The 13,846-nt window shown below is 70.1% G+C and carries 15 protein-coding genes and 3 tRNA genes; 15 read left to right on the top strand and 3 right to left on the bottom strand.

The genetic code is table 11. The annotated features are described in order from the left end of the window. Positions 1-148 precede the first annotated feature (148 nt). The 3 genes from htpX (at position 149) to M1L60_RS47295 (ending at position 2,651) form a co-directional block, all read left to right on the top strand. Positions 149-1,024, top strand: a complete 876-nt coding sequence (htpX, locus tag M1L60_RS34265) for a zinc metalloprotease HtpX (protein WP_253241718.1) — start codon at positions 149-151, stop codon at positions 1,022-1,024. A gap of 144 nt (positions 1,025-1,168) precedes the next feature. Then, positions 1,169-2,419 (top strand): MFS transporter, encoded by a 1,251-nt coding sequence (locus tag M1L60_RS34270; RefSeq protein ID WP_253241719.1) that lies wholly within the window; start codon positions 1,169-1,171, stop codon positions 2,417-2,419. A 97-nt stretch (positions 2,420-2,516) separates the two neighbouring features. Beyond that, the gene (locus M1L60_RS47295) at positions 2,517-2,651 is read left to right on the top strand and encodes a hypothetical protein (protein WP_256517715.1); all 135 of its coding nucleotides are present in this window, start codon (positions 2,517-2,519) and stop codon (positions 2,649-2,651) included. Here the strand turns inward: M1L60_RS47295 and M1L60_RS34275 are convergent. Next, positions 2,631-3,287 carry a class I SAM-dependent methyltransferase gene (locus tag M1L60_RS34275; RefSeq protein ID WP_438862183.1) on the bottom strand — a complete coding sequence of 219 codons (657 nt, stop codon included), beginning with the start codon at positions 3,285-3,287 and terminating at the stop codon, positions 2,631-2,633. The two genes, M1L60_RS47295 and M1L60_RS34275, sit on opposite strands and share 21 nt — an antisense overlap. A 99-nt stretch (positions 3,288-3,386) precedes the next feature. On the opposite strand from M1L60_RS34275, the gene M1L60_RS34280 reads away from it, so the two are divergent. Then, positions 3,387-3,809 (top strand): DUF1707 SHOCT-like domain-containing protein, encoded by a 423-nt coding sequence (locus M1L60_RS34280; protein WP_256517751.1) that lies wholly within the window; start codon positions 3,387-3,389, stop codon positions 3,807-3,809. Here M1L60_RS34280 and M1L60_RS34285 read toward each other — a convergent pair. Further along, a complete protein-coding gene (locus M1L60_RS34285; protein WP_253241721.1) occupies positions 3,806-5,935 on the bottom strand; it encodes an acyltransferase family protein in 2,130 nt (709 codons plus the stop codon). The genes M1L60_RS34280 and M1L60_RS34285 overlap by 4 nt on opposite strands. 42 nt (positions 5,936-5,977) lie before the next feature. Here M1L60_RS34285 and M1L60_RS34290 point away from each other — a divergent pair, with 42 nt between their 5' ends. Genes M1L60_RS34290 through M1L60_RS34300 form a run of 3 tightly spaced genes read left to right on the top strand, consistent with a single transcriptional unit; the run spans position 5,978 to position 8,508 of the window. After that, positions 5,978-6,976: an LLM class flavin-dependent oxidoreductase gene (locus M1L60_RS34290; RefSeq protein WP_253241722.1), complete on the top strand. Its 999-nt coding sequence runs from the start codon at positions 5,978-5,980 to the stop codon at positions 6,974-6,976. A gap of 39 nt (positions 6,977-7,015) precedes the next feature. Then, positions 7,016-7,843, top strand: a complete 828-nt coding sequence (locus M1L60_RS34295; RefSeq protein ID WP_253241723.1) for a GNAT family N-acetyltransferase — start codon at positions 7,016-7,018, stop codon at positions 7,841-7,843. Beyond that, positions 7,840-8,508 carry an MOSC domain-containing protein gene (locus M1L60_RS34300; RefSeq protein WP_253241724.1) on the top strand — a complete coding sequence of 223 codons (669 nt, stop codon included), beginning with the start codon at positions 7,840-7,842 and terminating at the stop codon, positions 8,506-8,508. Before M1L60_RS34295 ends, M1L60_RS34300 begins: the two co-directional genes overlap by 4 nt. A 91-nt stretch (positions 8,509-8,599) precedes the next feature. Here the strand turns inward: M1L60_RS34300 and M1L60_RS34305 are convergent. Beyond that, positions 8,600-8,680, bottom strand: a tRNA-Tyr gene (locus M1L60_RS34305). A gap of 150 nt (positions 8,681-8,830) precedes the next feature. Between M1L60_RS34305 and M1L60_RS34310 the strand changes: the two genes are divergently transcribed. The 8 genes from M1L60_RS34310 to M1L60_RS34345 all read left to right on the top strand — a co-directional run bounded on the left by M1L60_RS34310 (position 8,831) and on the right by M1L60_RS34345 (position 13,846). Next, on the top strand, positions 8,831-9,325 hold the full coding sequence (locus M1L60_RS34310; protein ID WP_253241725.1) for a YajQ family cyclic di-GMP-binding protein: 495 nt from the start codon (positions 8,831-8,833) through the stop codon (positions 9,323-9,325). Positions 9,326-9,355: 30 nt separating this feature from the next. Next, complete coding sequence (locus M1L60_RS34315; RefSeq protein ID WP_253241726.1) at positions 9,356-9,664, top strand: hypothetical protein; 309 nt, start codon at positions 9,356-9,358, stop codon at positions 9,662-9,664. Positions 9,665-9,989: 325 nt separating this feature from the next. After that, a complete protein-coding gene (locus M1L60_RS34320) occupies positions 9,990-10,142 on the top strand; it encodes a hypothetical protein (protein ID WP_253241727.1) in 153 nt (50 codons plus the stop codon). A 73-nt stretch (positions 10,143-10,215) separates the two neighbouring features. Beyond that, positions 10,216-12,750 (top strand): putative bifunctional diguanylate cyclase/phosphodiesterase, encoded by a 2,535-nt coding sequence (locus tag M1L60_RS34325; RefSeq protein WP_253241728.1) that lies wholly within the window; start codon positions 10,216-10,218, stop codon positions 12,748-12,750. A gap of 100 nt (positions 12,751-12,850) precedes the next feature. After that, positions 12,851-12,923, top strand: a tRNA-Thr gene (locus M1L60_RS34330). A gap of 47 nt (positions 12,924-12,970) precedes the next feature. Further along, positions 12,971-13,043: transfer RNA gene (locus tag M1L60_RS34335), tRNA-Met, on the top strand. 106 nt (positions 13,044-13,149) lie between these two features. Then, entirely contained in the window at positions 13,150-13,317 is a 168-nt protein-coding gene (gene rpmG / locus M1L60_RS34340) for a 50S ribosomal protein L33 (RefSeq protein ID WP_203803251.1), read from the top strand. A gap of 82 nt (positions 13,318-13,399) precedes the next feature. After that, on the top strand, positions 13,400-13,846 hold the full coding sequence (locus tag M1L60_RS34345) for a MaoC family dehydratase N-terminal domain-containing protein (RefSeq protein ID WP_253241729.1): 447 nt from the start codon (positions 13,400-13,402) through the stop codon (positions 13,844-13,846).

Raw genomic sequence — 13,846 nt, forward strand, 5'->3', positions numbered from 1 at the left:
GGCGAGTTATCCACAGGCGGGCCCGGCCGGATTCGGTGATCACGTGGTCGCGTACAGCGAACTCACAGCCCGGCCCGGATGAAACCGCAGGCCGGCGGCGTTCCATCGGTGCGTGACCCCATCGGGTCGCAGATCGAAGGAGTTCCTGTTGCACAGCCATCACAACGGCCTCAAGACGGCCGCTCTGCTGGGTCTGCTGACGGCCATCATCCTGGGCGCCGGCTATTGGCTCGGCGGCAGTGGCGGTCTCGTGTTCGCGGTCTTCCTCTCGCTGGCCATGAACGCCGGCTCCTACTTCTTCTCGGACAAGCTGGCCCTGCGGGCGATGCGCGCGCAGCCCGTCAACGAGGCCGAGGCGCCCTGGCTCTACCAGACAGTGCGCGAGCTGGCGACCAGCGCCGGGCAGCCGATGCCCCGCCTGTACGTCTCGCCCACGATGCAGCCGAACGCGTTCGCGACCGGCCGCAATCCGCAGCACGCGGCCGTCGCCGTGACCACCGGCATCACCCAGTTGCTGAGCCGGCGTGAGCTGCGCGCGGTGATCGGGCACGAGCTGTCGCACGTCTACAACCGCGACATCCTGATCTCGAGCGTGGCCGGCGCCCTGGCCGGCATCATCACCAGCCTCGCCCATCTGGCGATCTTCCTGCCGCTCGGCGGTGGCGGGGACGACGAGGACAGCCCCAACCCGGCCGCCCTGCTGCTGATGCTCATCCTCGGCCCGCTGGCCGCGACGATCATCCAGCTGGCGATCAGCCGCAACCGCGAGTTCCAGGCCGACGCCGACGGCGCCACCCTCACCGGTGACCCGCTGGCCCTGGCCAGTGCGCTCGAGAAAATTTCGTACGGTGCTCAGCGCCTGCCGCTGCCGGCCGACAACCGCCTGACCAGCGCCGCGCACCTGATGATCGCCAACCCGTTCCGGGCCGGCGGCATCTCGAAGCTCTTCTCGACCCACCCGCCGATGGAGCAGCGCGTCGCCCGTCTGCGTCAGCAGGCCGGCGCCATCCAGTTCACCCGCTGACAAAGTTCCAGCGCAGGGCCGTCCCGCTCGCCGGGGCGGCCCCTTGTGTTTCCGCACACCACTCCCCATTTTTCGGATGTGTTGCGCCCACCCCCGGCGTTAAGGTCCGATAGCCCGTTGAGTCATTACCGAGGAGAGTGTGAAGTGACCGCGCTACGTCAGTACCTGGGCGTTTGGCATCTGCCGGGCGGACGGGTCCTCCTGAGCGTCGGGATCTTGGCCCGTCTCGGCATCGGCATGACCCCGCTCGCGTTGCTGCTGCTCGTCGAGCAGGCCACCGGCAGCTACGCCGTGGCCGGCCTGGCCGGCGGCCTGTACGCCCTGGCCGGCGCGGCGATCAGCCCCGTCGCGGGCCGCCTGGCCGACCGCATCGGCCCGTCCCCGATCCTGGTCACCACCGCGATCCTGCACCCGCTGGCCCTCGTCACGCTCGTGCTGCTCGGCACTCAGTCCGCGATCTTCGTGGCCGCCGCGGTGGCCGGCGCCACCTACCCGCCGCTGACCGCCGCGATCCGTCGCGCGTGGACAGACATGACCGAGCCCGGCAGCGGCCGGCACCATCTGCGGGGCGCCGCTATCGCCGCCGAGACCTCACTGTTCGAGCTGGTCTTCGTCCTGGGCCCGATCCTGGTGGCCGGCTTCGTCGTCGTCGCCAGCCCCGCCGCGGCCCTGCTCGGCGCGGCGGTCGCCACCCTGATCGGCACGCTGGTGATCTCCCGGCTGCCGGTCATGCGACGCCACCACCGCCACGCGGACGCCGCCGAGGCCCGCGGCCTGGGCCCGCTGAAGGTCTCCGGCTTCCCGGCCCTGCTGGTCTGCGTGATCGCCCTCGGCATCGGCTTCGGCGCGGCGGGCGTGATCGTCCCCGCCTACGCCGGCCAGCACGGCGGGGGCGACGGCCTGGGCGGCGTACTGCTGGGAATCTGGGGTGTGGGCAGCGCCATCGGCGGCATCTGGTTCGGCACCCGGCGGCCCGCGATGGCCCTGCCCCGGCAATTCGCCTGGCTGCTGGGCGGCGTCGCGCTGAGCTTCCTGGTGCTGGCCTTCATGCCCAGCCCTCTGTGGCTCGGGGCGGCGCTGGTGCTGGGCGGCGCGGTGATCGCCCCCGCCCTGACCGTCGAGACCAACCTGGTCGGCCGCCTCTCCCCACCGGCGATGCTGAACGAGGCCTACACGTGGGTCGTCACCGTCTCCGTGGCCGGCAGCGCCGCCGGCGGAGCCATCGCCGGCGCCATCGTCGACCAGCCCGGCGGCCTGAGCTGGGCCTTCGCCCTGGTCGCAGCCGTCCTGACAGTCGCCGCCCTGGTCGCCGCCGTCCCCCACGGTTCCATAGCCCGAGCCGACGAGCGCGCTACCGACCGCCTACGCGAAGCCCTGGCCGCCGAGCCCGTCTGACTTGGAGTTGACGGCATCGGGGGTCTTGTGACAAGTTGCTTCTTGACTAGCCTTCATGGGAAGGCGAGCTGAGCCGCTGACGGGTCAATCAGTAGATGTGGCGGCAAGTCACATGGGCGGCAACTACTACGCCGCGGTCGAGATCGCGGGTCCGGGTCAGGTGCTGACTTCGGAGGAGCCGTTCCCGTTCCGGCTCGAAGTCGCGTCGCTCCTACGCCGCCGCACCCGGTGACGGTTTGACCAGGGTCAGGGCTTGGAAGCGGCGGCCCGCCCCGTCGTCGTAGGCGTGGAAGTCGAGGATTTCGAAGGCTCGTTCGGCGTACGTCAGCAGTTGCTGGTCGGAGCGGAACGAGAAGAATCGGGGCGGCACGTGCACGTCGTCGGGGGCCACGCCCTCCTCGTCCTCGCCGCCGTAGACGCCGAGGAAGAACAGCCCGCCCGGCGCCAGCACCTGGCGGATCGCGGCCAGCGCGGCGTCCAGTTCCGCGTTCGGCACGTGCAGCAGCGTGTTGAGCGAGTAGACCGCGTCGAACGTCGACTCCGCGAAATCAAGAGCACGCACATCCCGTACGAAAGCCTCGAGCCCTTTCGCCCGGGCCCGCTCGACCATCGCGGGGGACAGGTCGACCGCCGTCACGGCCAGGCCCTGCTGCTGGAAGTGCAGGCTGTCCTGCCCGGTGCCGCAGCCCACCTCGAGCAGCGTCCGCGCCTCCGCCGCGCGTAAACGGTCGAGAAACGCCGCCCTTTCGTCCACTTTCCAGTGTTGCTTGACGTGGTTGTCGCGGTCGGCCGCGGCAGCGCCGTCGTACGCGGCCCGGTGCCGGGCCACCACGTCGTCGGATCCAACGTCTTCCAGGCGCAATCTCATGGTTTTCCCCCTGCCGGGCGGTCGTACGACTCCGATAGCCTGACCCGATCGACGGGGGTGCGCAAAGGAGCGGGCGTGGCGAAAGATGACATCGAGACGATGCGCGCGGCCGACACGGATCGGCAGAAGGTCGCCGACCAGTTGAAGAGCGCGCTCGACGAGGGTCGCCTGACCCTGCACGAGTACGACGAACGCGTCGCCCTGGCCTACTCCTCCAAGACGTACGAGGAGCTGTTGATGCTCCTCACCGACCTGCCCCGCCCCGGTCTGAGCGCCGCCGAGGTACGCGCCCGCCACGAGGCCGACCAGCGCCGCCGCGCCCGCCGGCTGCCGACCGCGATGCTCGTGCTGTGGACCATCTGGGCCGCCCTGGCCGTGGTCAACCTGGTCGTTTACGCGCTGGTCGCCGTGAGCGTCGAGACTGACATCTACCCGTGGCCGGTGTGGCTGGCCGTGCCCGGCGCCGCGCTGGCCGCGGTGACCGTCGGCGTCCAGGTCATCCGCAGCCAGCAGCGGCGTTAGCGCCGGGGCCAGAGGGCCTGCTCGACCACCGGGGCCAGCGCGCGGGCGTAATCGACGGTCAGGTGGCTGTTGTCCTTGTAGACCAGCGTGTTGCCGACGACGATCGGGCAGATGCCCCGGGCGCACAGCCACGGCGTCGGGTTGAGCACCCGTAGCCCTGAGGCCTGGGCCGCGTCGGCGACCAGGTCGCGCCGGGGCCGTTCGCTGATCGCCGTGGCCACCCGGCGGTCGCATTTGGCGAGCCGTCGCGCGTTCACGGCCGCGCACTCGGGGGCGTCGCCCTTGGGCAGCGGCGTGTCCTGCAGCAGCACCATCGGCGTGCCGCTGAGCCGGTGCCAGGTCTGCTGCCAGCCGCGCACCCAGAGCGGGTCGGCCCGGCGTGATCCGATCCGGCCGCCGGGTCCGATCAGGCCGCCGTTGTCGAGGTCGTTGGAGGCCATCACGACCAGGTCGGGCTGGTCCCGCACGATGCGCTGCAGCACCTGGTTCCGCCAGGTCACACATTCGGCGTACGGCCGCTTGAGCACCTCGTTGTAGGTCCGCACCTGCGGCAGCTGGCACGCGGCCTTGGTCAGCGCGATCAGCCGCCAGCCCTGGTTGCGCGCGGCCGCGTCGACGGCCGGGAACCAGTGGGCGGCGTGCGAGTCGCCGATCAGGTACATCGTGCGGGCGCCGGCCGGGTCGCCGTAGACGCAGGCCCGGTCGGGGCGCGTCTGCGTGTAGTTGAGGTGGCACTGGTCGCGGTAGATCTGCGGGCTCTGTTTCAGCGCGCCCGTCAGCTGCGGCGTCAGATTCTCGGGCAGGCGCTCGCGGCCGAGCGAGGTGGTGATCAGCTGCGTCAGTCGCGCCTGAGGTTCGTACGCCGTGGCCAGCTCGCCCCGCAGGTCGGGCGCGGCCGGTCCGGTCGGCAGGGCCGGCGTGAACTGCCCGGCGATCAGCGCCAGCACGGCCGCCGAGGCCGACAGCGCCACCCCCATCGCCACTCCCCGCCGAGCCCGCCGGCGCAGCCACGGCCGGTTCCGCACCGGGTTCTCGACCAGGTGATACGTGACCCAGGCGAGGCCGAGCGCGGCCGCCGCGAAGGCCAGATCGGACTTCACGCCGGGGTCGCGGCCGAGGGCGAGCGGCCAGATCATCAGCACCGGCCAGTGCCACAGGTACCAGCCGTACGAGAGCTTGCCGACGAACCGGAACGGCCCGGTCCCGATCACGCGACTCGCGCCCCAGCCGCCCGCGGCCGACCCTCCGGCGATCACCGCGGCGGTGCCGAGCACGGGCAGCAGCGCGGTGTAGCCCGGGAAAGGTGTCGACTTGTCGTAGGTGACGGCGGCTACGAGCACGGCCAGAAGTCCGGCCCACGTGAGCATCGCCGCCACCCCTTTCGGCGTACGCCGCAGAAAGCCCCCGGCAACGGCCACGAGCGCGCCGACGCCCAGTTCCCAGGCCCGCGTGTGCGATCCGAAATAGGCCCACGGCGCCGCGGCCGCGGTCTGCTGCACGCTGATCGCCAGCGACACCACGACCAGCACGGTCAGCGCCACCAGCACCCGGCGCCGGGCCCAGAAAGCAAGCAGCAGCAGCGGCCAGACCAGATAGAACTGCTCCTCGACCGCGAGTGACCACAGGTGCTGCAACGGCGAGGGGGCCGCGGTCGCGTTGAGATAGTCGGTGCCCTCGTAGGCCAGCCGCCAGTTGATCCCGTAGAACGTGCTGAACAGGGCGTCGGCCGAGATCGACGCGAACCGGGTGGCCGGCAGCCAGAACCAGGCCGCGACCACCGTGGCCACCAGCACCACGGTCGAGACCGGCAGCAACCGGAGCGCCCGCCGCGCGTAGAAGGCCCGCAGCGAGACCGTTCCCGTCCGGTCCAGCTCCTTGACCAGCAGCGTAGTGATCAGGAAGCCGGAGATCACGAAGAAGACGTCCACCCCGACGTAGCCGCCGGCGAACCGGTCTATCCCGGCGTGGCTGAGCACCACCAGCACGACCGCTATCGCCCGCAGGCCCTCGATGTCCGGCCGGAAACCGAGGTGCGGCCCGCCGGCCGGGCGCGCAGCGTCCTTGCCGTCGGGGGCCGGGGACGGCCGGCGCTGGCCGACGATGGTGGTGTGGACTGAGAAGCTCATGGTCTCCGTCTGGGCTGAACAGTGGCGAGCTAGGGTCGAGTCGTGACGCCGCCCGACCGTGTCCCCCTGTCCGTTCTCGACCTGGCCACGGTCCGCGAGGGGCACTCCAGTGCCGATGCGCTGCGCGGCACGATCGACATCGCACGCACCGCCGACGAGCTCGGCTACCAGCGCTTCTGGGTCGCCGAGCACCACAACATGCCGGCGGTCGCCTCGACCGCGCCGCCCGTTTTGATGGCATCGGTGGCGGCACAAACTGCAACGATTCGGGTGGGATCGGGTGGCGTGATGCTGCCCAACCACATGCCTTTCGTGGTGGCCGAGCAGTTCGCGTTGCTCGAGGCGCTGCATCCCGGTCGCATCGATCTGGGCATCGGCCGCGCCCCCGGCACCGACCAGGCGACGGCGGCCGCGCTGCGCGGGGTCTCGCCCTATCTGACCGTCGAGCAGTTCCCGGAACACCTGCGCACGGTGCTGGCGCTCCTCGGCGACGACCGGATCGACGTCGGGCCCGCCGCCCGCCTCCGCCCGACCCCGGTCGCCGAGAGCTATCCCGAGGTCTGGATGCTCGGTTCCTCCACGTACGGGGCTCAGGTCGCGGCCGCCCTGGGCCTGCCCTTCTGTTACGCGTATCACTTCGCGACCGGCACCGACGTGGCCGCCGCCCTGCAGCTCTACCGGGCCGGTTTTCAGCCGTCGCCGCGCTTTCCCGAGCCGTACGCGATGGTCAGCGCGTCGGTGATCGCGGCCGAGACCACCGACGAGGCCCACTACCTGGCCGGGCCGAGCCGGGTGATGCTCCAGAGCCTGCGTACGGGCCGTCTGGGGCCGATCGTGTCGCCCGAGCGCGCGGCCGGGATGGGCGTCGACGAGACGTTCCCCGGCACCCAGTACGCCGGCACCGCGGAAGAGGTGGTGGCCGACCTCGACGCGCTTGTCGCCCGTACGGGTGTGCAAGAGCTGATGCTGGCGGGAACGGTCTTCGATCCGGCGACTCGGCAAGAGTCACTGGCCCGCATAGCCAAGGTGTGGGGACTTTAAGGGGTCGCGCGTCACACAAAGCGACGACATGATCGCGCTATGGCCTGGCAACTGACCGAAGATGTCGAGACCTTCCACACCGCCGCGGGTGGCTTCCTGCGCTCCCGCCCGATCGAGCACACCAACCTGCTCACCCTGGTCGAGACGCTGCGGCGCGACCTGCGTTTCTACGGTCCGGAAGACCCGGTCTTCGGCTGGTGGAGCACGCCCGCCGGTCAGGTCTCCGGGGTGCTGCTCCAGACGCCGCCCTATCCGGTGATCTTCAGCGAGCTGCCGACCCCGGCCGTGTCGGCGGCCGTGCAGGCGCTGGCCGGCCGCCCGTTGCCCGGGGCCAACCTGCCCGCGAGCGCGGTCGACGGGTTCTCGGCGGGCTGGCGCACCCGGGCCGGGGTACGCACCCACGTCGTCCGGCGCACCCGCCTCTACCGGTTGGTCTCGCTGATCCCGCCGCCCCTGCCCCCGGGTGGCGTCCGCTACGCCGGTCCGGACGACGTGGACCTGCTGCGAGGGTGGTTCCGGGCCTTTCACGACGAGATCGGGGAGCGCCGCCCGGCCGATCCGGCCCGCTTTCTGGCGTACGGAGGAATTCTGCTCTGGGACGACGGCCGGAGCCCCGTCTCGATGGCGGCCCGGTCGCAGCCCGCCGCCGGAGCTGTCCGGATCCAGCTGGTCTACACACCGCCCGTGCAACGCGGCCGGGGCTACGCCGGAGCCGTCACGGTCGCCGCGGCCCGGACAGCGCAGGCGGAAGGAGCCGAAAGCGTGGTCCTCAACACTGACTTGGCCAACCCGACCAGTAATGCTTTGTATCAGCGGCTGGGCTTCCGCCCGGTCGAGGACCGAGTGATCGTGGAGTTCACGGCATGACAGACGGCAAGGTGCTCTCGGTGAACGTCGGCGTGGCCCGGCCCAACCCGGCCAAACGTTTCGGTGGCAACACCGGCATCGACAAGCTGCCGGTCGACCATGCGGTCGACGTGCGCGCCCCCGGCCCCAAGACCACCGGCCTGCACAGCGGCGTGGTCGGCGACCCCATCGGCGACGTCAAGCACCACGGCGGCGACGACCAGGCCGTGTACGCGTACTCCCGCGAGGACTACGACTGGTGGGCGGCGTCGCTGGGCCGCCCGCTGGCCAACGGCTGGTTCGGCGAGAACATGACCACCGAGGGCCTCGATCTCAACGCCACCCAGATCGGCGAGGTCTGGCGGGTCGGCGGCACCCTGGAGCTGCAGCCCACCTTCGGCCGCATCCCGTGCTCGACGTTCCAGGTCAAAATGGGCGAGAAGAAGTGGCTCAAGCGTTTCGCCGAGGCCACCCGCACCGGCACCTATCTGCGCGTCCTCACCCCCGGCCGGCTGCTGGCCGGTGACCCGATCGAGGTCGTGCACCGCCCGGCCCGCAGCATCGGCGTCTCCGAGGCCTTCGACATCTACATGCACCGCTCCGACGAGCTGGCTCGAATCCTGGACGCCGAAGCGCTGCCCGCCGACCTGCGGGAAGAGCTGGAGCGCCGCCTCGCCCGCCGGTGAAGCGTCACCCGGATGCGTGAACGCGCCCAAGCGTGAACGAGAACGGCCCCGGACTGCGTTTCCGCAAATTCCGGGGCCGTTCCTTTGCCTGTGGCGGGTAGAGGATTCGAACCTCTGTAGCTTTCGCGACGGATTTACAGTCCGCTCCCATTGGCCGCTCGGGCAACCCGCCTGGGCACACCACCACGGCTTCCCGTGGCAGCGGAGAACAGCTTAGCCGTACCGCGCGGCGGTTTCGCAACCGGGTACGGTCGGCATGTCGGAGCCCGGTCACCGGCCTCCGCCCCCATCGACGAGAGCCACCATCGCAGGAGTTCTGATCATGGCAGCGAGCCCGTCCTTCGACATCGTGAGCAAGGTCGACCAGCAGGAGGTGGACAACGCTTTCCACCAGGCGGAAAAAGAGCTCGGCACCCGGTTCGACTTCCGGGGCACCGGCACCTCGGTCGCCAAGTCGGGCGAGAACGGCATCACCATCACCTCCGAGACCGAGGAGCGGGCCGTCGCCGCGCTCGACGTCTTCAAGGAGAAGCTGGTCAAGCGGAACATCTCGCTGAAGTCCCTGGACGCGGGGGAGCCCCGGCAGTCGGGCAAGACCTACAAGATCGACTGCAAGGTCGTCGAGGGCATCGAGACCGACAAGGCCAAGGCGATCAGCAAGAAGATCCGCGACGAGGGCCCCAAGGGTGTGCAGGCCCAGATCCAGGGCGACCAGCTGCGCGTGACCGGCAAGAAGCGGGACGACCTGCAGGCCGTGATCGCCCTGCTCAAGGCCGAGGACTTCGGCGTCGCGCTCCAGTTCACCAATTACCGCTGACCGGCGCCGCCGGGGGCACAGACTGGGTGCATGAGCACCAGTGACTGGACCATGCTGGCGGGTGGGGTGGCCGGGGCCGTGCTGGCCCTGTACGGCCTGGTCATCCTGGTGACCGGCCGGGCCCCGGAGCCGACCGCGCGAACGTTCCGTTCGGTGCGGGACGCCGGTTTCTACCACTTTCTGTTCGGCACGGCCCTGGGGCTCGTGGTGGTCGCCACGGGCATCGGTCAGGGCGCCGTCTCCGTCACGATCACCGTGCTGGCGATCCTGGTGGCCGGCGTGGCGCTGGTCCGGTTCCGGCCGAGGGGCCGCAGCCGGCCGGTGAACAGACAGCTCTGACGCACGGGATCAGGCCGGTCATGGACGCCCCGCGGGGTCCACCGACCGGCCTGCCGCGACTTCGGCGCCCTGTCGTGCGTTGTAGCTCGGGGAGAAGATCGTCGAGAGGCCTTGACGGCACGCGAATTGCCCTCACTTCTCCCATTATTTCGGGCATAAAGTCGTCAATTCTGCGCTCACGCGTGGGGGAGCGAACTCAACCGTTCGGTCAGGATTTCGGAATGCGCGGTTTCGACCCGCCGATGGACACTCCCAGTCGCACAACGCGTGTGGCACCATCATGGAACCCCCCACCCGGAGCGCGTAACGAACGCAGGAGTCAAACATGTTCGCAAAGAAGCTGGGTCGAATTGCCGGCTTCGTTTTTGTGCTCTCCGTCGTCTTCGGTGGCGCCGGAGCTGCCCATGCTGATGCCGGTGACACCAACCGTGCCTCGGCCCAGGTCCAGCTCTCGAGCCAGGGAACTGACTGGGAGTGAGGCAGGTCGCTCGGCAGCCATCGGGCCTCCGCGCGCTTTGACTGACTGAGCGAGTCGATCGACGAGGAGCGTGATGGCCGAGCGGACAGCAGCACGGCCGCGTTCCCACGAGTATGCGTGGCTTCTCACCGGCCCGCTCGCCGTATTCGCGATCGCTTGTTTCGCGGGCCTCGCCCTGGCCGACCGTGACTGGTTCGATTCCTGGCAGGTGGGCCTGCTGGCTCTGGCCGGTGTCTGTCTGGTCCGGATCGGCGTCTTCAACGTCGTCATCCGAAGCAGCACCTACAGCGTCGTGCTGATCGAGGTTCCCCTCGTCCTGGCGCTCTATTACCTGCCGCCGGCCATGGTCATCTGTGTCGTGGCCCTGGGCACGATCATCACCCAGTTCCTGCGGTCGCCGGCGTTCACGCCGACCAAACTGTGGTTCAACGTCGCCAAGCACACCGCCGCCGTCGCGCTGGCCGCCCTGGTGATCGCCGTCCTGCCCGAGATGACCGACGCCGGCCCGGTGACCTGGCTGATCATCGCCGGCGCGCTGGTCGTCAACACTCTGGCCGACCTGCTCGGCACGGCCGGCGTGCTGAGCGTCGTGCAGGGCATCCGCGCTGGTCAGGACGTTTTGCGCGGGGCCGTTCCGGCCCTGGTCCTCGCCGGCATCAGTATCGTCATCGGTCTTCTGTTCCTGGTCGCCCTCGAGGCGACCTGGTGGTCCGTCGTGCTGCTGGCGCTGCTCACCGCCGCGCTCATCCTCATGCTGCAGTCGTTCGCCAAGTTCTTCCGCCAGCACCGCACTTTGGCCGACGTCTACGAGCTCACCAAGGCCGTGCGTGAGGTCAGCGCCGACGCGGGTCTGCCCGACGTGCTGCTCGGCCGGGTCCGGGCGCTGATGAGTTCCGAGTACGCGACGCTCTGGCTCGCGCCCCAGGAAAGGCACCCCGAGGTGCTGCTCACGGCCCGGGTCGAGAATCAGGGCCTGCTCGACATCTCGCCGACGCCCCCCTCGATCCGGGAGCGGGCGCTCGCCGCCGGCGGCACGATCGCCATCGGGCCACGGTTCGACGACCATCCGGACGTGCGCAAGGCGCTTCGCGCCAACAAGATCAAAGATGCCGTCATCGTGCCGTTGCGCTCGGGGCACACCACGGTCGGCACGCTCGAGGTGATCAACCGGCTCGGGGACCCCCGCACGTTCCGGGGCGCCGACGTGCAGGTGCTCGAGACCATCGCGGCCCACGCCACCGCCGCGGTCGAGAACTCGAGGCTGGTCGAGCGGCTGCGCTACGACGCCTACCACGACCGCCTGACCAGCCTGCCCAACCGCCGGCGACTGACCGACGCGCTGGCCGAGTCGGTCAAGGTGCGGGCCGAGGACGAAGTGGTCGCGGTGCTGCTGTTCGACGTCGACGGCCAGCGCGACGTCAACGAGTCCATGGGCCACGCCGCCGGCGACAAGCTGCTGGCCGAGGTGGCGAGCCGGCTGCGGGCCATCGCCGGCCCGGGCGCCCTGGTCGGCCGGATCGGCGGCGACGAGTTCGTGGTCACCCTGCGCGCCGAGAGCACGGACGCGACCGTGCAGCTGGCCACCGAGATGCGGGAGCAGCTGCGCGGCCCGATGACGGTCGGCACGCTCACCCTCGACGTCGACACCGCGGTCGGCGTGTCGGTCTATCCCGACCACGGCGGCGACCCCGAGACCCTGCTGCAGCGGGCCGAGCTCGCGGCCAATGCGGCCAAGGTCCTTCCGTACGGTGTGCAGCTCTTCCACCCCGCGCTCGAGTCCCGCGCCGTCCGGCGCCTGGGCATCGCGGCCGACCTGCGCACCGCGCTCGACACCGGTGCCCTCGACGTCTACTTCCAGCCCAAGGTCACGCTGACCGACCGGCACCTGGTCGGCGTCGAGTGCCTGGCCCGCTGGCAACACCCGGCCCAGGGCGAGGTGCTGCCGGAAGACTTCATCGCGGTCGCCGAGCACACCGGCCAGCTCTCCCGCCTGACCGAGGTGGTGCTGACCGAGGGCCTGCGGCGCTGCCGCGAGTGGGCCGACCAGGAGCGCCCGCTCTCGATCGCGGTCAACCTCTCGGTCCGCACCCTGCTCGACTCCCGCTTCCCCGACCAGGTGGCCGGCCTGCTCGAGCACTACGGCGTGGCCGCGGCCCAGGTGACCTTCGAGATCTCCGAGCCCGGCATGCTCGGCGACATCGAGCGGGTGCTGCCCACCCTCTACCGCCTGCGCGACCTCGGGGTGCGGCTCAGCGTCGACGACTTCGGCACCGGCGCCTCCTCGCTGTCCTATCTGCGTCAGTGGCCGGTGCACGAGGTGAAGATCGACGACAGCTTCGTGCAGGGCATGGCGACCGACACCGGCGACCTGGCCATCGTCCGCGCGGTGATCAGCCTGGCCCGTGAGTTCGGTCTCACCGTGGTGGCCGAGGGCGTCGAGAGCGAGCTGACCCTCGACCTGCTCGAAGAGATGGGCTGCGAGATCGGCCAGGGCTACCTGTTCAGCCGCCCCCTGCCGTACGAGCGGCTGGAGGCCTGGTTCAACGCCCAGACCGAGCCCGCGACCACCGAGACGGGTGAGGTCCGCCGGCTCCGCGCGGTCATCTGACCAGCAGCGACACGGGTTTCGGGGAGTCGATTTCACCCCCGGAGGCGGGCCGTGTAAGCTTTCGTCTGCGCGGCAAGCGAGCGATCGCGAGCAGGCGCAAGCCCCCTTAGCTCAGTCGGCAGAGCGTCTCCATGGTAAGGAGAAGGTCTACGGTTCGATTCCGTAAGGGGGCTCTACCGGGTTCGTTCCCGCCTCAGGCGCTGGACTTGATCCTGGCTCTGGCGGTGTAGCTCAGATGGCAGAGCAAGCGGCTCATAATCGCTGTGTCGCCGGTTCAAGTCCGGCCACCGCTACTGGTAACGAGGGATCCCACCCGGGGTCCCACTTTGCATGTCGGCGCTCCCAGGGCGTAATCTGGAGCGTCGTTAAGATTTCCCGTTAGCAGGAAGGCAACCCGTCGTGGCCAAGGCGACCGACGTCCGTCCGAAGATCACCCTGGCTTGTACGGAGTGCAAGGAGCGGAACTACATCACCCGGAAGAACCGTCGTAACGACCCCGACCGCGTCGAGCTGAAGAAGTTCTGCCCGCGCGACGGCCGTCACACGCTTCACCGCGAGACCCGCTGACACACCCCTCGAGCTTTCACCCTGCGCCGTCCGGTCCAACCGGGCGGCGCAGAGTCGTCTCCGGCTCCAGTAGGTTGTGGGGATGCCCCTCGACCAGTCTTTTGTCGGCCGCAGCTGGCCGGCCACCGAGCCGTACCAGGTCGGCCGCGAGAAGATCCGCGAGTTCGCTCGCGCGATCGGCGCCACCGACGCCGAGTATCACGATCCGGCCGCGGCCCGGGCCCTCGGCCACGCCGACGTGGTGGCCCCGCCCACCTTCCCCGTCGTGATCACGATGGCGGCCAGCCGGCAGATCGTCGAAGACCCGGCGCTCGGTCTCGACTACAGCCGCGTCGTGCACGGCGACCAGCGGTTCGCCTACACCCGCCCGGTCGTGGCCGGCGACGAGCTGGTCTGCGTCAACTCGGTCGACGAGATCACCTCGCGGGGCGGGCACGACTTCCTGACCACCCGCACCGAGGTCTCGACCGTGGCCGGCGAGCCGGTCGTGACGGTCTGGTCCAAGCTCGTGCAGCGAGGGGAGCACTGA

It is taken from the genome of Paractinoplanes aksuensis (assembly GCF_024137025.1).
In the GTDB taxonomy this organism is placed as follows: domain Bacteria; phylum Actinomycetota; class Actinomycetes; order Mycobacteriales; family Micromonosporaceae; genus Actinoplanes; species Actinoplanes aksuensis.